This is a genomic window from Streptomyces sp. ML-6, from assembly GCF_030116705.1.
In the GTDB taxonomy this organism is placed as follows: domain Bacteria; phylum Actinomycetota; class Actinomycetes; order Streptomycetales; family Streptomycetaceae; genus Streptomyces.
Map to the genome: position 1 here is coordinate 7,712,001 of NZ_JAOTIK010000001.1, position 15,932 is coordinate 7,727,932.

Annotated in this window: 16 protein-coding genes and 3 pseudogenes; 11 read left to right on the plus strand and 8 right to left on the minus strand. The window is 67.8% G+C overall.

Going from position 1 to position 15,932, the window contains the following annotated elements; all coding sequences use genetic code 11:
* Window positions 1–546: 546 nt before the first annotated feature.
* Complete coding sequence (locus OCT49_RS33650) at window positions 547–1,149, minus strand: ester cyclase (protein WP_283856023.1); 603 nt, start codon at window positions 1,147–1,149, stop codon at window positions 547–549.
* Window positions 1,150–1,247: 98 nt separating this feature from the next.
* Here OCT49_RS33650 and OCT49_RS33655 point away from each other — a divergent pair.
* From OCT49_RS33655 to OCT49_RS33665, 3 genes and pseudogenes are all read left to right on the plus strand, one after another.
* Window positions 1,248–1,453: pseudogene (locus OCT49_RS33655) on the plus strand (flavoprotein); the annotation flags it as partial.
* 911 nt (window positions 1,454–2,364) lie between these two features.
* On the plus strand, window positions 2,365–3,864 hold the full coding sequence (locus OCT49_RS33660) for a putative dsRNA-binding protein (RefSeq protein WP_283855573.1): 1,500 nt from the start codon (window positions 2,365–2,367) through the stop codon (window positions 3,862–3,864).
* 1 nt (window position 3,865) lies between these two features.
* Window positions 3,866–5,005 (plus strand): IS701 family transposase, encoded by a 1,140-nt coding sequence (locus tag OCT49_RS33665; RefSeq protein ID WP_283855574.1) that lies wholly within the window; start codon window positions 3,866–3,868, stop codon window positions 5,003–5,005.
* Between the two features lie 102 nt (window positions 5,006–5,107).
* Here the strand turns inward: OCT49_RS33665 and OCT49_RS33670 are convergent, their stop codons facing one another.
* Window positions 5,108–5,680 carry a hypothetical protein gene (locus OCT49_RS33670; RefSeq protein WP_283855575.1) on the minus strand — a complete coding sequence of 191 codons (573 nt, stop codon included), beginning with the start codon at window positions 5,678–5,680 and terminating at the stop codon, window positions 5,108–5,110.
* Here OCT49_RS33670 and OCT49_RS33675 point away from each other — a divergent pair.
* Window positions 5,645–6,052 (plus strand): hypothetical protein, encoded by a 408-nt coding sequence (locus OCT49_RS33675; RefSeq protein WP_283855576.1) that lies wholly within the window; start codon window positions 5,645–5,647, stop codon window positions 6,050–6,052. The genes OCT49_RS33670 and OCT49_RS33675 overlap by 36 nt on opposite strands.
* 20 nt (window positions 6,053–6,072) lie before the next feature.
* A pseudogene (locus OCT49_RS33680) lies at window positions 6,073–6,552 on the plus strand (transposase); the annotation flags it as partial.
* An 80-nt stretch (window positions 6,553–6,632) separates the two neighbouring features.
* Here OCT49_RS33680 and OCT49_RS33685 read toward each other — a convergent pair.
* The 6 genes and pseudogenes from OCT49_RS33685 to OCT49_RS33710 form a co-directional block, all read right to left on the minus strand.
* Window positions 6,633–6,830 (minus strand): hypothetical protein, encoded by a 198-nt coding sequence (locus OCT49_RS33685; RefSeq protein ID WP_283855577.1) that lies wholly within the window; start codon window positions 6,828–6,830, stop codon window positions 6,633–6,635.
* Window positions 6,820–8,376, minus strand: coding sequence for an IS1182 family transposase (locus tag OCT49_RS33690; RefSeq protein ID WP_283855578.1), 1,557 nt, complete (start codon window positions 8,374–8,376; stop codon window positions 6,820–6,822). Before OCT49_RS33690 ends, OCT49_RS33685 begins: the two co-directional genes overlap by 11 nt.
* A 147-nt stretch (window positions 8,377–8,523) precedes the next feature.
* Complete coding sequence (locus OCT49_RS33695) at window positions 8,524–9,300, minus strand: IS3 family transposase (protein WP_283855579.1); 777 nt, start codon at window positions 9,298–9,300, stop codon at window positions 8,524–8,526.
* Between the two features lie 36 nt (window positions 9,301–9,336).
* Window positions 9,337–10,497: pseudogene (locus tag OCT49_RS33700) on the minus strand (IS30 family transposase).
* Window positions 10,416–10,826 carry a transposase gene (locus OCT49_RS33705; protein WP_283855580.1) on the minus strand — a complete coding sequence of 137 codons (411 nt, stop codon included), beginning with the start codon at window positions 10,824–10,826 and terminating at the stop codon, window positions 10,416–10,418. The pseudogene OCT49_RS33700 and the gene OCT49_RS33705 overlap by 82 nt, the downstream one beginning before the upstream one ends.
* 64 nt (window positions 10,827–10,890) lie before the next feature.
* On the minus strand, window positions 10,891–11,196 hold the full coding sequence (locus tag OCT49_RS33710; RefSeq protein WP_283855581.1) for a hypothetical protein: 306 nt from the start codon (window positions 11,194–11,196) through the stop codon (window positions 10,891–10,893).
* Window positions 11,197–11,688: 492 nt separating this feature from the next.
* Between OCT49_RS33710 and OCT49_RS33715 the strand changes: the two genes are divergently transcribed.
* From OCT49_RS33715 to OCT49_RS33735, 6 genes are all read left to right on the plus strand, one after another.
* A complete protein-coding gene (locus OCT49_RS33715; protein ID WP_283855582.1) occupies window positions 11,689–12,048 on the plus strand; it encodes a transposase in 360 nt (119 codons plus the stop codon).
* Between the two features lie 380 nt (window positions 12,049–12,428).
* Window positions 12,429–13,658 carry an IS110 family RNA-guided transposase gene (locus tag OCT49_RS33720; protein ID WP_283856024.1) on the plus strand — a complete coding sequence of 410 codons (1,230 nt, stop codon included), beginning with the start codon at window positions 12,429–12,431 and terminating at the stop codon, window positions 13,656–13,658.
* Window positions 13,659–13,670: 12 nt separating this feature from the next.
* Window positions 13,671–14,009 (plus strand): transposase, encoded by a 339-nt coding sequence (locus tag OCT49_RS33725; RefSeq protein WP_283855583.1) that lies wholly within the window; start codon window positions 13,671–13,673, stop codon window positions 14,007–14,009.
* A gap of 277 nt (window positions 14,010–14,286) precedes the next feature.
* A complete protein-coding gene (locus tag OCT49_RS33730; RefSeq protein ID WP_283855584.1) occupies window positions 14,287–14,484 on the plus strand; it encodes a helix-turn-helix transcriptional regulator in 198 nt (65 codons plus the stop codon).
* Window positions 14,475–14,747 carry a hypothetical protein gene (locus OCT49_RS39920; RefSeq protein WP_349632816.1) on the plus strand — a complete coding sequence of 91 codons (273 nt, stop codon included), beginning with the start codon at window positions 14,475–14,477 and terminating at the stop codon, window positions 14,745–14,747. Before OCT49_RS33730 ends, OCT49_RS39920 begins: the two co-directional genes overlap by 10 nt.
* A 69-nt stretch (window positions 14,748–14,816) precedes the next feature.
* A complete protein-coding gene (locus OCT49_RS33735) occupies window positions 14,817–15,869 on the plus strand; it encodes a site-specific integrase (RefSeq protein WP_349632817.1) in 1,053 nt (350 codons plus the stop codon).
* Window positions 15,870–15,932: the final 63 nt, after the last annotated feature.

Consider the following 15,932-nt stretch of genomic DNA (forward strand, 5'->3'; position numbering starts at 1 on the left):
AGCGGTCCTCTGACGAGCTTTCCAGTCCTTGCGCGGAATACCGAGTGCGCCGTAGCGCTGCTCACCGACCGAGTCCGCCCAAGGCGCCCGCGTCATCAGCCCGCCGGGCATTCGCCAGGCGGCCCGGCGCTCTCGTCGCCTGCCCGGCCGATCTCGAGGGCGATCTTGTTGAACCACTGAGCAGTGCGTGCCACGATGCTGGCTCAGCTGTGGTTCGCGGTGAGCATCGTGATCGGCGGTACCACCGCCTTCGAGTTCGCACCCCGCGAGTCCGCGGTCTGCTGCTCGTCGTCATGGTGACCATGCGGTCGATTGGTGTCGCGGCGGTGCATGTCGTTGGCTGGCTGATGATGAGCTCTGACCATGACGGCTGGTGCTGGTCGGCGGCACCGTTGCGGAAGTCGCCGTGGCTGTCGGCGTAGGTGATGTCCTTGGTATCGGCGGCTCAGGAGCGGGTGGTGGAGTGGGATGGTTTCCGAGGGCCTGGTCATCGGTGAAACAGGTGAAGCGATGCCAGACGAAGATGTGAGAGGACAGCATTGGTCCTCAGTGGTCGGTGAGGGCCGGCGAGATCTGCTGCATGAGGCTGATCATGTCCGGGGAAACCCATTCCTCGGCGATCCTGTCGCCCTCGATGCGGTAGACCTCGATGCTTCGGAAGCTGACCTGGCGGCCGGTCGCCTCGAACTGCTGGAACGCGCCCAGGTGGGTTCCCCGGAAGCGGAGCAGCACCGTGACCTTGTCGTCGATGCCGAAGATGTCCTGAACATCGATCTTCAGGTCGGGGAAGGCGCCGAGCATCTCTTCTGTGCCCTGGAACCAGACCTCCCGACCGTGCCGGGGCTCTTCGCTGCCGGGGATGTTGGCGATGAAGTTGTCTACCTGGTGGCGCTGACCTGCATCGATGCGACTGCGTCCACCCCTGACCTGCGCGGATACGTCTTTCAGCGTCTTTCGGGATCGTGCTGCGTTACGCGGTCGATTCTCCCCACGCGCTCCCCAGGACCGTCGATACTCCCCAGATCCTCCCCAGGAAGTGACGTTGCGGCGGGCCTGGTGGCACGGGACGTTATGCCGCCGGAGGCGCTGCCAGGGGCACGCTGAGTGACTGCGTGCGAGGGTAGGGCAGAAGCCTGGCGCCGAGCGGATGAGCGCAAGGCGTGAGTTTGACTCTGCCTGGGCAGGCTCAAGTTCGAACCCGCTGTCGGAAGCCGACGTCTGGGCCGCCCCAGGCGAGGAAGCCCTTCCTGTACGTCGTCTGTGCCGCTGTCGTCGCTGGGCCTGGGCGTCGGCGTTATCGCAACCCCCAGGGGCTCGGGTTCCTTGACACCGAGGCGATTGAGGACCAACCGGCAACCCGATCCGCTCGGCCTGGCGCAGCACGGGTGACCCCCGCCCACTGCCGCGGGCCGACGCGATCGCCGTCGCGCTGGCCACGTTCAACACTCTCTCCATGGGCGTACGCCTGCCCCCGGTGATCGCGCGGTCCGCCGCCCGCTCTGGCAACCCGCAGCACCCGGCAGGCGGAACGATCTGCGTTGAGCGACCCCTTCCCGAACTCGCGCCTGGCGGCATACGCTTACTGATCAGTGCCGCCGTGATCACCATGAGTTGTGAGGTGCGGCGGCAGGAGGGGACAGCAGGACCGGGGGCAGGCCACCGCACGTATGCAAGCACTGGGCAGCGCATCGATGCCACCAGGAGCACGTGCTGGACAAGGCCAGGCGATCCGGTAGGGGAGGGCCGTGAACCGCTGGGTCGGCATCGTGTCGCTGCGCGAGACAGCGCCACCAACACCAGTGCACCGCATCGCGCTCGCGATCGAGGCCGCGGAACCGGACGTCGTACCAGCTGGCCGACCGGACGGTGCCGTACGCGCGGATGCGGTCGGCGCTGCGCATGATCAGTCAGGAGCACGCGCGCCACCGCGATTGGGGCCGGTACGAGTACTGCGTCGACCTGGCGAGCGACTTCTTCGACGGCGGCCTTCCCCCGACGGGACTGCCCTCGTGGCTCACGAACGAACTCCAGAACATCCTGGACGGTAGGTCTGGTGCACGGCCGACAGGCGGGCGGAGGGCGCAGGCAGCCCCTCTCCGAACTGCCTCCCGTCCTGCCCACCCGCGCCCGGTGTCTACCCGCCGCGGGCTGACCACGCCCCCCGAAGTCTCGCGCCCTGTCCGGCCCGCGCGGTCGGCGCGGCCCTCGACCGGACAGCGTCCGTCGACCGGTCCGGTCCGGCCCTACTCCCGCGCCGAACGGCGACTCGACATCCACGACGTCACGTACCCGGCGCTGTGTGAGCCGCCTGCGTCGCTTGTGGACGCGTACGGGCAAGCGGTCCGCGAGATCGTAGGGGATACCGTGCGTGGATGGGACGCTGGCCCCGAGGTCACCGCCTGGCTCGGCCTTGCCGCCGAACACCGCAGTCACCTCAACGAGAGCCACCATGCTGACCAGGTCACACCGCACGTACTCGGCCTACTCGACCGGCTCGGCGCCACCGCACTCGACGTGATCCTGCTCGACGCCTACACGCGATGGGCGACCCCTCGGAAGGCCAGCGAACAGTCGAGCGAACACGCCCGGCGGCGCGCCGCCGCCAACCTGGCGCTCGGCGCATGGGCTACCAAGCATGGGCTGGTGCGCATGAGCGCGGGGGAGGCACAGCAGCCCGCCAGGTCCGTCTTCGAAGGAGTGGCCCGGCAGATCCTTGGCGTGCTTAGCCTCTGCGGCGAGCACGAGGTCGCCCGGAGGCTGGTCGCGTCCGTGTGGCACGACCTCGACCGCCCGGCCTCGGGGGCGGGTACCGATCCGGTCACCCTGGCGCAAACGGCCTTCCAGAAGGAAGGGTTGACCTACGACTACATCGAGGAGGGCCCGGACCACCGCAAGTTGTTCCGGGCCGCCGTCCGTACCGGAACCGGCCGAACGGCGGAAGGTATCGGCCAGTCCAAGAAGGCCGCGCGAGCGGCGGCGGCACAAGCACTTCTTGACGCCTACCCGCAAGTGACCGCAGCAGCGAGCCCGGGACTCAAGGCGACCCCCGCGAACCTGCCAGCCGCGTCGCCACGGCCGTACCCGCAGCCGGGCAACCGGCACCGGGACGCCGTGAGTGACCTGGCGGCCATGTTCGACCTTGGCCACCGCACGCACGGACTCCTCGCCCAGGCCCTCACCCATGTCTCCTGGGCGCACGAGAACCAGGAAGCGGCGACCGCCGCCCGTCAGCGCGACAATCACCTCCTCGCCCACCACGGCTCGCACGTAGTGGACTACCTCGCAGCCCACGTCCGCGTTCACCGAGCCCTCGCGCACGGCCTAACCCCCGATGAAGACGAGGCGCGGATCCTCACCGCCTCTGACGACGACACCGCCAGGCTCGGTGCGACCCTCCAGCTCACGGAAGGGCTGCTGACGAGCCGCGGTGAGAGCGGACAGGGCCGCACCGCGGTGTCGGACGCCGCGCAGGCGGTCGTTGCCGCGGCCTGGCGCGTCCATGGCCCTCGGCTACTTGGGCGCCGACCTGCCATCCTTGATGACTGGCTCTCCGGCCTCGAACACCAGCACGATCCGGTGACCGTCCTCACCGCCATGGCCAGCACGTACGGCATCGACCACGAGTACACGTACGACGTCTCGGGGCCAGACCACCTGAAGAGCTACACCACCACCATCAGCCTGCGCGACGCTCAGGGACGGGTCCACCGGTGGACCGAGCATCTGCCCGGAACCCCCGGTAAGCCGGAGGCCAAGAAGGCGACCGCCGAGGCCCTCCTCGACATCCTCGCTACCCCCGTTAATACTGCAATCACAGTTATGGGGTCTGGTGTGATTGAGTGTCGTCGTGTCTGTGGATCTTAGTGTGCGTCAAGTTGATTCCTGGCGTGAGGTGTTGGTGGGGTTGCACGCGCGGTTCGCTGCGCGGTTTGCCCGCTCGGAGCCGCGGGGTCGGGCGCTGGAGTACATGTCCGGGCTGGTTGCGCCGTTGGAACGGAAGAACGGCTGGTCGCTGGCGGAGCGTGCCGGTGAGGCGCATCCGATCGGGATGCAGCGGCTGCTGGGCGAGGCTGACTGGGACGCTGATGGGGTCCGCGATGACGTCCGGGACTTCGTCGTGGAGAGCATCGGCGACAAGGACGCGGTGCTGATCGGTGACGACACCGGGTTCCTGAAGAAGGGCACCAGGTCGGCCGGCGTGCAGAGGCAGTACTCCGGCACCGCGGGGCGGACGGAGAACTCCCAGATTGGCACCTTCCTCGCCTACGCCTCCCGGCGGGGGCGGGCGTTGATCGACCGGGAGTTGTATCTGCCGAAGTCCTGGACGGACGACCGGGAGCGGTGCCGGGCGGCCGGCATCCCGGACGACGTGCCGTTCGCCACGAAGATCGAGCACTTCCAGGCCATGCTCCAGCGCGCCCTGGACGCGAAGGTGCCGTTCGCGTGGGTGACCGCCGACGAGGCATACGGGCAGGCCAAGCGACTGCGGTACTGGCTGGAGCAGCGCGGGGTCGCGCACGTGCTGGCGACCAAGGTCAACGACACCGTCATCACCACCCGGGGCGCCGACATCCGGGTCGACGCCCTGATGGCCGGCCTGCCGAGGCAGGCGTGGAAGCGCCTGTCGGCAGGGGCCGGCGCCCACGGGCAGCGGTTCCATGACTGGGCCCGGGTGCCGGTCCGGATCTGGTGGGAGAACGGCTTCGGGCACTGGGTGCTGGCCCGCCGCAGTCCCACCGATCCCACCGAGATCGCCTACTACGTCTGCTACGGCCCGGTCGGCACCCGGCTGAGGGACCTGGCCCGGGTGGCGGGAGCCCGCTGGCAGGTCGAGGAATGTTTCCAGGCCGCGAAGAACGAGTGCGGCCTGGACCACTACCAGGTCCGCCGCTACGACGCCTGGTACCGGCACATCACCCTGTCCATGGCCGCACTCGCCGCACTGACGGCCATCCGCGCCCAGGAACTGTCAAAGGGGGCAACCATCTCGGACAAACCCACCTGATCCCGTTGTCCGTCGCAGAGATACGCCGCCTGATCGGACTCATCCTGCGGCCACAACACCTCACGCCGACGCACCATCTGCACCGGTCATGGTGGAGACGACTCAGTCAGACCCGCGCTCGCCACAGCCACTACAAACGCCGAGGCCAGACCCCATAACTGTGATTGCAGTATTAACGGTGTCGTCGATGATCTTGCCGCCTCGGAACGGGACCTGCTCGCCTTCCTCCTGCGCGCCCAGCTCGATGGCCTCGGCCGGCCGACGGAACGGCAGCGCGCCCGCATTCTCGCCCGCGGCGACCTCGGCACCGACCTCCTCACCACCGGCGACACCGAGGCGTTTCTTGCTTGGGCAGAACGCATCCGCCCCCTGCTCGGGCCGGACGATACGGCCGTACCGGAAACGCTGCGCGAGCTGTAGCGGAAGGCCCTCGACGACACACGTATCGGGCCCGGCTCGCTCCTGCGCCGCATGGCCGCCGACACCGGACCCGACGCCGCGAGCGTCGTTCGGCGAAACGCGGCGGACGCTGTACGGCGAGCGTTGAGCCGCGGACCGCAGGCCGCATCGGTCCGCGACGTCGTGCAGGACTGGTGGCGAGAGCTGGCCCCAGCCACCGGCATCACGGTTCGCGACGACATGCGTCAGGACGCCTTCCGCCCGCTCCCCGTCCACCTCGGCGCGCTGGACGAGACCCTGAGGTGGTGCGGCGAAGCCGCCGAGGCGGCCGACACCCGGATCGACGTCGAGCTGACGGTCCAGGACGGCACGCTGCACGTCTGGCTCGGCCTCGACAAGGTCGACGTCCGGACGTCCTGCGACGATTTCGCCCGCCTGCTGTCCCGCACCCTTCCCTACACCGACTGCCTGGTCGGTGACGACCATGTACTGCTGCGCCTGCACGGCGATCTCGAGACGGCTCCCCTCTTTCCCTTGGCCACGGCGGGCATGGACGCATACGTCTCTGGGCCGCTGGACCGGCGGCGGCCCTCTGGGGAAGTCACCGACGGGCCCAGGGGAGCACAGGACGAGCAACCGTACTCGTGAGCCCGCTCTGCGAGCCGGGCCGCAAACGGTTCGCCAGGGATGCCGTGCTCATCGTGGACGGCACGATGGTCCCCCCGCGACCACGCCATCGCCCAGCGGTCGAAGAACTATCGGTACTCCACCAACCACCAGGTCGTCATGGACACCGACACCCGCCTGGTCGTCGTGGTCGGCCGCTCGCCGGGAACCGCAACGACTGCAAGGTGTGGGAGGAATCCGGCGCCAAGGCCGCCGTCGGCAAAACCCTCACGATCGCCGACGGCGGCTACCCGGGCACCGGCCTGGTCATCCCGCACCGCCGCAAGCGCGGCCAGGGCGAACTCCCGGACTGGGAGGAGGACCATAGCAAGTCCCACAAGCAGGTCCGCGCCCGCGTCGAGCACGTCTTCGCCCGCATGAAGACTTGGAAGATCCTCCGCGACTGCCGCTTGAAGGGCGCTGGCGTCCACCCCGCCATGCTCGGCATCGCGTGGATGCACAACCTCGCCCTCGCCGGATAGATCAGCGGGTCACACTGCGGCCAACCATGCCCGAGACGCCTTGTAGATGAAGCTTCCCCGTGATCTTGGACACTCGATGGTTATGCCGCGAGGGTGTGTCGGTGCCGTTGCCGGGTTTCGGTCGGGGTGAGGTAGCCGAAGACCTTGTGTCTGCGCAGGCGGCGGCGGTTGTGGAACGTCTCGATGACCCCGTTGCCCAATTGCCTATGCGGCGAGGTCGAGGGCGGCGAGGTGTGATGTCCGGGTGGGGGCGAGTGGTTGCCCGGTTCACCAGGCATCGAGTCGGAGTAGGTTGACGGCGGTGGCTGTGAGGACGTGTGCGAGGGCGGTCTTCCGTAGTCCTGTGTAGCGGCTTCTGCGGGCGCCGGCGGCCACGACCGCCTGGTGGATCGTGCCTTCCACGCCGGAGCGGATCGCGTAGGCCGCCTTCCATTCCTCGGTGGTCTGCTCAGCGCGGACACGTTCGAGGACGGCATCTTGATCTTGTGGACGGACGGTGAGCTGCCGACCGTAGCGTGTCGAGTTGGTGCACTGCCCCCGGGAGGGGCAAGGCGCACAGGTCTCGGTGGCGAAGCGGATGCGGATCGCGGGTCGCTGGTTGTTGTCGAGCCCCTCGGTCCAGTAACGGCTGTGGGCACCATCGGGGCAGATCGCCCGATGAGCGTCCCAGTCGATAGTGAAGGACGCCTTGTCGTAGCCGGTTGCCTGCACGGTGCGGCGGGTCATGGGCCGGACCGGGCCGATAACGCGGACGCCTCGCCGGCTGGGCGCCGTCAGCAGGAGCTCTGCGGAGATGTAGCCAGCGTCCATCAGGTGTTCGGCCGGCAGCAGGCCCTTGGCGTCGAGCCGGTCATGGATCTCGTCGACGACCACGGGGTCGCCGACGGTGGCGTCTGTGGTCACCACGTGGGTGATCAGGTGTGGTCGGCCGGTCTCCCGGGCGTCGCAGGTCTCGTTGAAGTGAACTTTGTAGCCGTCCCAGGCCGAGCCGCGCTTCACCGCGTTGCGGGAGTCAGAGTCGTAGGGCGAGGTGATCCGGGTTCTGCTGGGCGGGAGATCGTTCTTCCCCCGCCAGGAGACATCCTGCGCACCGTCCGTGATTGTCCGCTGGAACTGCTGGAGCCACACTGTCCGCAGGATGCCGACGGCCGGTACCTGTCGCAGCCAGGCGGGAGCACTGGCCTCGAAGGCCGCTTCGAGGAACTGGTAGCCGTCGGCCGCGATGCGCCAGGTGAGCTGTGTCCGCTCGCTTTCATCACTCGGCAGTCGGTAGGAGTCCATCCGGCTCCCGTACTGTTCCTGCCAGGCCCGGGGCATCCAGGAGGTGAGCCACTCGGGCGCCACGACGGCAACCGCTTCCAAGGCGGCCCGCAGCGTCTCGCCGACGAACTCCAAACGGTTGAGATCCCTCACCGCGGCGAGCACGTGAGTGGAGTCGGTGCGCTGCCGGCCCCGCCCGGACACCAGCCCCAGTTCGTTGAGCCGTTCCAACCGCAAGTCCAGGATCTTCTCCTCCAGCCCGTGAGCCAGGAGACGGTCACGGAAGCCGGTCAGCACGGTGAAGTCGAAGCCGGGATCGGCCAGGCCGAGGCCGAGCAAGTACTTCCAGTCGATTCTCGCGCGTACCGCGTGGGCGGCCTGGCGATCCGTCAGGTTCTCCGCGAATTGCAGCACACTGACCAAGGCCAGTTGCCCCGGCGCAACACCAGGACGGCCACGGACGCCGAATGCGGACCGGAAGATCTCGTCGTCGAACAGCGGACCAAGCTCGTCCCGCACCCGCATCGCCAGACAGCCCTTCGGAAACGCAGCCCGAGCCACCATCCGCGTCTCCTCAGGTACCTCCCGACCCGAGTCCGCCCGCATCGACACCCAGCCTCCACCCCAAGATCGAACCGCAGGCCTGCCACCCAAGCCCCCGATCTCAGACTCCACCCCAAAACCACCCACCAAGTCCGAGATCACAGGCATTCACCCAATTGGGCAACGGGGTCTCTCGATGAAGTCGAAGATGTCGGCACGGGCGGTGGCCCGGTCGGGCCAGATGCGGGTGCCGATCTCTTCTTTGAGCAGGACCCAGAAGCTCTCCGCGGCGGCGCTGTCGAAGCAAGATCCGGTACGTCCGCAGCTCTGGCGAAGGCTCAACTCGGTTATTCGGTCACGGAATCGGGTCGAGGTGTACTCGCTGCCGCGGTCGCTGTGGATCACGCAGCCGGGTTGCAGCCCACCGCGGCCGTGGGCCATGTCGAGTGCATCGACGACGAGCTCGGCGCGGTGGTGGTCGGCCATCGAGTAGCCGACGACCTCGCGGGTGGCCAGGTCCAGCCAGCAGGCGAGGTAGAGCCGGCCCTCGCCAGTCGGCAGCGCGGTGATGTCGCCGACCAGCTTCGTGCCGGGCACCTCGGCGTGGAAGTCGCGGCCGATCAGGTCCGGGGCCGGCCTGGCCTTCCTGTCCGGCCTGGTCAGCGAACGGCGCTTGCGGCGGGCGACCCGTTTGCGGTTCACCTGCCGTCCCGGCCGCCGCAGTTCGGCATGGACGCGCGGGACGCCATAGGTCTGGCGCGAGCCGACGTGGATCACGGTGATCTCGTGAACCAGGGTCTGGTCGGCGGCCCGGCGTGCGGCCCGGTTCTTCGCCGTGGCGAGCCAGGCATAGAACGAGGAACGGGCCACCTTGAGCAGGCGGCAGAGGAAAGCGACACCGTGGGTGGTCTTCTCCGCCTCGATGAACACGTACGTCTCGTTCACCGATCGCTCTCCTTCGCGAAGAAGACCGCGGCGGAGTCAACCGGTTGATGCAACAGCTGCCGCGAGCCTATCAGCGGGAGTTTCGAACCCGAGGGTCTGCCGGGGGCGGGTGTTCAGCTTGAGCGCGACGGTATCCAGGTCGGCCTGGGTATATCCGGACAGGTCGGTGCCCTTGGGAAAGTACTGGCGGAGCAGGCCGTTAGTGTTCTCATTCGATCCCCGCTGCCAGGGGCTTTTCGGATCGGCGAAGTAGACCTTGACGTCGGTGGCCATCGTGAACCGCTTGTGGTCGGCCAGCTCAGTACCCCGGTCCCAGGTCAGTGAAGTCATCAACCCGTCGGACAGGTAACGGACTTGATGGCTCAGCGCGGAGATCACACTGGCGGTGTCCTTGCCTGCGACCCGGACGAGCATGACGTAGCGGGAGTGCCGTTCGACCAATGTGGCAATGTGGCTGTTCTTCGCACCGGTGATCAGGTCGCCTTCCCAGTGGCCGGGAACAGCCCGGTCCTCGGCCTCGGCCGGACGCTCGCGGATGGAGACCGCGTCACGGATGCAGCCGCGCTGCTGACCTGCGGTGGAGGCGTTCTTTGAGCGGCGCATCGTGCGTCGGCGGCGCAGATGGGAGACAAGCTCCTTCTCCAGTACGCCTCGGGCCTGGATGAACAGGCTCTTGTAGATCGTCTCGTGAGACACGTACATACCGTCCTCGGGCGCGAAGGCGCGGGCGAGCCGGCCTGTGATCTGACGCGGCGACCAGTCCTCCTTCAGCTTGCCCGCGACCGTGTCCCGCAAGGCTGGACTCTGTTGCAGCAGACAGGACTTCGGGCGCCGGGCATTGCCCCAGGCGCCCTCGTCCGCGCGAGCGGCCCGGTACTTCTCACGCCCGCCGTGACGCCCCACCTCACGGCTGACCGTGGACGGCGCCCGCCCCGGCCGGCCCGCGATCGCCCGGAAGGAGTCAGCAGCGGCCAAGCCCCGGGAGATCTCCTCCCGCTCCGCCAGCGAAAGCACCCCGGCCGATCAGGTCCTGGCCGCCGGGACAAAACCGCCGTTCGCCGCGACCACCCCGTGGATTGACCCGGGCACCTTGCCCAGCGCACGCCCGATCTCGCTCAGCGACTGCCCGTCCCGCCATCGCCGCCACACTTCACGCTTCTGCTCGTCCGACAACCCCGGACGCCCGATCCTCGCCACCCAGCAACACCTCCAGTAACCGTTCTACCTGGGATGTTGCACCGACCCATTGACCTCACCGCGGCTTTTCGCAGGACCTCTATCGTCCTGGCCTGTTCGGCGTTCTGCCGTCGCAGCCGCTTGAGCTCCTCGCGCTCGGCGGTCGTGAGCTCTCCCGGGGCGCCCTCGCCACGGTCGGCCCTGGCCTGCCGGTACCAGCCGCGCAGGGACTTCGAGCTGATGCCGAGCTCCCGGGCGACGGCGGTGACCGTCTTGCCCGTGGAGCCGACAAGCGCGATGGCATCCCTCTTGAACTCCGCGGTGTACCGCTTCGTGTACTTGCTTCCCACCTGGTGCTACTTCCTCTGGAACCTCAGGTCCCAGTCTCCAGGTGTCCACGATCAAGGGGGAGGTTCACCGCACCGCCTCCACCCATGCTCCCGGCGCGGCTCCGTTCATGAACTGGAGTACCGGGGCGTGTCGGCCCAGACCGACGAAGGTGTCGCTGGCCTGACCCCGGGCGGGGGAGGGGACCACGGCCTTGGGCAGCCAGCGGCTGTTGAAGAACGCGGTGAGGCCAGCCACGGCGCGTGCGGTCACCTCGTGACCTACGGGGGAGAGATAGTCAGCGCCCTCCGGACAACCGAACCACGCCTCCCAGTCGATCGCCCTGAGGCCCTGATCGATCGCCCGCCATATCTTTTTGTCACGAGGGTGCATGCCCGTGATCATGACGCATCCGCAGGCCAGGATGCGGGGGTTTTCCCGAACGTCCGGCGCTTCCTCCCAGCCCGCCCTGGACGAGTCCCCCGTCCGGTCCACACCACAGCAATAGCGGACAGCCACCGCGGATCGCACGACGGTGCCCTCGCGTGCCTATTTGCAGGGAAGTTCTTATCGCGCCTAAAGTTGTCGACTTTCCGGCGGATTGATAGTGGGCATTCGCTCACGGCAGACGAGAGTTGGCGGCAAAAGACTGGAACCTCGGCTGAGACCATGCCAATGTACAACGTCCCGAAAATGCAAGGTCGGACGAGGAGCTGCTCGACGGGCAGGAACGGAGAGATGATAATCCCAGCCTTGTGAGATTGGCGGTCTGGAGCAGTTCCTGTTTAGGGGGTTCGTGTGTCTGATCCCGCCATTCGAAAATGTCTGGTGGCTAAGAGGTTGTCTCACGTGGCGATGGTGTGAGCTGCGGCATGATGTCTCTTCGTGAGTGCTGATCTGTCGCAGCGGCTGGTTCCTGACGGGCTGTGGGAACTGGTCGCGCCGTTGCTGCCGTCGTTCAACTCCCGTCCGCAGGGCGGCGGGACCGCTCCGCTGGATGAGCGGGCGGCGTTCACAGCGGTGGTGTACGTGCTGACCAGCGGGTGCGCCTGGCGGCATCTGCCGGAGACGTTCGGGGTGTCGCCGGCGACGGCGCACCGTCGGTTCACCGCGTGGACCGAGGCGGGCTTGTGGCGCTGGCTGCATCGGGCGGTCCTGGACGAACTCGGCGCCAGGGGCGAGCTCGACTGGACCTCGGCGATCGTCGACGCCGCGTCGGTGCGGGCGAAAAGGGGGGTTCGCTGACCGGGCCGAACCCGGTCGATCGCGGCAAGAAGGGCAGCAAGCTGCACGTCCTGTCCGAGGCCCAGGGCATCCCGCTCACCGTCGCCGTGTCCGGCGCGAACACCCACGACAGCCTCGCCCTCAAGCCTCTAATGGGGCTCGTCGGGCCGTGGGGAAGACTACGGTCCGTAGCCGCCAGTAGGTGAGCACTCGTAGCCTCCGAGCCATTGCGAGTTCTGAGGTCGGACCGTGCCCCCGCTGGTCGGCCGGGAGGCCTGACTGCTGATGGGATGGCGTGCCTGCCGGGCAGTTGGGCGTGAGCACTTGATCCGTTGGAGAGCGAGCCGTGCCTTCCGCAGGCTGCGCATCATGATGGGACGAGAGCGAAGGGGCGGGTGCTGGTGCTGTTCACCGGCGATGGCTGGGCCGAAGACCATCACGACATCGAGGTCCGGGACGCGACGGGCCGCAGGCTTGGTACCGCGCGGCTACCGGAGGGCGTGGAGGGCATCGCGAAGCTGCACGCCCTCGTCGCCCGCCACGGCGGCGAGGACCTGGAGCCCGGGCAGGCGGCGGTCGGGATCGAGACCGACCGCGGCCCGTGGGTGCAAGCGCTGATCGCGGCCGGTTACCGCATCTGCGCGGTCAACCCCCGTCAGGCGGCACGGTTCAAAGAACGGTACGGAACCTCAGGGGCCAAGAGCGACAAGGGCGACGCCCACGCGCTCGCGGACATGGTCCGCATCGACGGCGACCAGCTGCGGCCGGTGGCCGGGGACAGCGGCCAGGCCCAGGCGATCAAGGTCGTCGCCCGTGCGCACCAGACTCTGATCTGGGAACGCACCCGCGCCTTCCAGCGGCTTCGCAACACGCTGCGCGAGTACTTCCCCGGCGCGCTGAACGCCTACGCGGGTCTGGCACTGACCAGCACCGACGCGCTGGAACTGCTGGTCAGGGCTCCGACGCCCGAGACTGCGGCGAAGCTGACGAAACCGCAGATCACCGCGGTCCTGGCCCGGCACCGCCGCCGCAACCGGGACCAGCGGGCCGCCGCGATCCAGGCCGGCCTGCGCGAGCCCCAGCCCGCCATTGCCGCCCCGGCTGCCGCCGCCCACGCCGCGGCGGCAACCGCGCACGCCAACCTGCTGATCGCGCTGAACGAACAGACAGCCGCGCTGGAAGAGCAGGTGAGCGCGCATTTTCTCGCGCACCCGGACGCTGAGATCCACCTGTCGATGCCCGGCACCGGCGAGATCACCGGCGCCCGGGTGCCGGCCGAGTCCGGCGACGACCCCACCCGCTACACCTCCGCCAAGGCCCGCAAGAACTACGCCGGCACCAGCCCGATCACCCGCGCCTCCGGCAGGACCCACGCCGTCCACGCCCGCCACGCACGCAACGACCGCCTCGCCGACGCCCTCCCCAAACAGGCATTCTCCGCGATCAACACCTCACCCGGCGCCCGCCGCTACTACGACAAACAGCGCGCACGCGACGCCGGCTACAACCCCGCCCCGCGCCAGCTCGGCAACCGCCTCGTCGGCATCCTCCACGGATGCCTCAAGACCCGCACCCTCTACGACGAAGCCACCGCATGGTCACACCACGCAACCCTCCCAGCCGCAGCTTGACACCGCTGTGGCATGGGATGTCTGAGCTGCGGCATACCCGCTGTCCGTTCCCGTCGCGGGCCGCGGCGGCGCCGACCGGTCAAACTCCGCGCCGACAAAGCGTACTTCTCCGCCGAGCACCTCGCCTGGCTGCGGGAACGGAAGGTTGTCCCGCGCATCGCCCGGCCGGGCATCGAGTCCGGCGAACGACTCGGCCGGCACCGCTGGAAGATCGAGCGGTCCATCGCCTGGCTCTTCGGCTACCGCCGTCTCACCGTCCGATACGAACGAAAGGGCTCCCACTTCCTCGCCTTCCTCGGTCTCGCCGCCGCGCTGACCTGCTACAAGAAGCTGGCAAAACTCGCCACGTGAGACATCCTCTAAGAATCGTTCACTGTCGACTGCGCGTCTGCGCCTGCGTGGCTGGCCTATTTGGTGATCCAAGGTGTTGCGATCTCATCGGCGCGGGGCGCGCAACATAGCCCATGATCGCCGGTTGGCCAAACCGGCGATCCTCGCGACCATTGATTTTCGTCCGCATCGGCGTGCTTGGTAGTGGAGCCGGCGGACGCACTGTCCCGGGACTATGCGGTGCTTCCTTGTGATTTGCACCTGCGTAGCCTTTCCTGTTCCCGACTGAAAGGAAAAAATGGCTCGTCCCCCTGCGCTCAAACTCGCCGAGGTCCTGGCGGAGATCCGCATGAGTCCCTCGGCGTTCTACCGTCTGCGTGCCCGCAACCAGGCTCCTCGAATGATCAAGCTCCCGAACGGCGAACTTCGCTGCCGTCGTGCAGACCTTGACGCCTGGTGGCGGGCGTGCGAAAGGGATACGCCTGAATGGCGATGAGTTACAAGGTCCGCTTCTGGGACATCCGGGAGCGGCCGAAGCGTCGCAAGCCGTTCGAGGTCCGATGGACGGTCAACGGCCGCGAGCGGTCGGAGTCCTTCATCACCAAGGGACTGGCCGAGAGTCGACGAGCGAAGCTCATGACGGCCGCGCGTGACGGTGAGGCGTTCGACGAGCAGACTGGTCTGCCGGCCTCCGAGATCCGTGCCATTCGGCAGCGGACCACCTGGTACGACCTGGCTCATGCCTACATCGATGAGTGATGGGACCGAACGCCTGGCAACACCCGTCGTACCCTCGCTGATGCACTCGCCACCATCACGCCCGCGCTGGTGAGGCGCGAAGCGCGCTACTCGGAGCCGAGGGTCCTGCGGCGCGCGCTGTATTCATGGGCGTTCAACAAGCGAGCCTGGGAGAGTGAGCCGTCCACCGAATGGCAGCATGCCCTCGACTGGATGCAGCGGCACTCCCTGCCCGTCAGTGAGCTGATGGAACCAGACGTCGTGCGCAGGGCGTTGGACGCGCTCGGCCGGAAGATCGACGGAGAGTCCGCTGCGGCGAAGACCGCCCTGCGGAAGCGATCGGCCTTCAGCGAGGTCCTCGGAACTGCCGTCGATAGGGGATACTTCGCGGAGAATCCGCTCGCAAGGGTCAAGTGGCAGGCTCCTGGAGTGAGCGAGGAAGTAGACCCGGCCTGCGTGCCGAACCCGACCCAGGTTGCTCGCCTGCTGACCGCTGTCGGCGAACAACAGGGCCGCGGCCCGCACCTTGAGGCGTTCTTCGGCTGCATGTACCACGCGGCCATGCGTCCGGCAGAGGTCATCCACCTGCAGATCTCACAGTGCCACCTGCCGAAGAGGGGCTGGGGCATGCTCAACCTGAGCGGAGGGGTCGTCACGGCCGGCAAGGAGTGGACGGACGATGGTTCGGTCCACGAAGTGCACTCCTTGAAGCGGCGAGCCGTCAAGGCCACACGTCCTGTGCCGATACCGCCGCCGTTCGTGCGCACACTGCGAAATCACGTCGATCGCTTCGGCGTGGCGCCCGACGGGCGAGTGTTCCGCAATGTTGCCGGCGGCTACGTTGATGCAGCCGCCTACGGCAAGACGTGGGAGCGGGCCCGTAAGAAGGTCCTGGCTCCCCATGAGCAGCCGACGCTCCTCGCCAAGAGGCCCTATGACCTCCGGCACGCCGGGATCTCATTCTGGCTGCACTCCGGCGTGGATCCTGCCGAATGCGCGCGCCGGGCCGGCCAGAGCATCCAAGTGCTCTTCCAGTACTACGCCAAGTTCCTGGACGGTCTTCAGGAGCATTCCAACCGGCTCATCGAGGAGTCGATGCAGGAGTGGAGCCGGCGCAGCGAGGACGGCAGCCCCAGGGGCTGAGCCGCAATCTGGCCCGTGTATGGCCCGGAACTGCTGGTCAGGACTGGGATACGGGTGGGATGA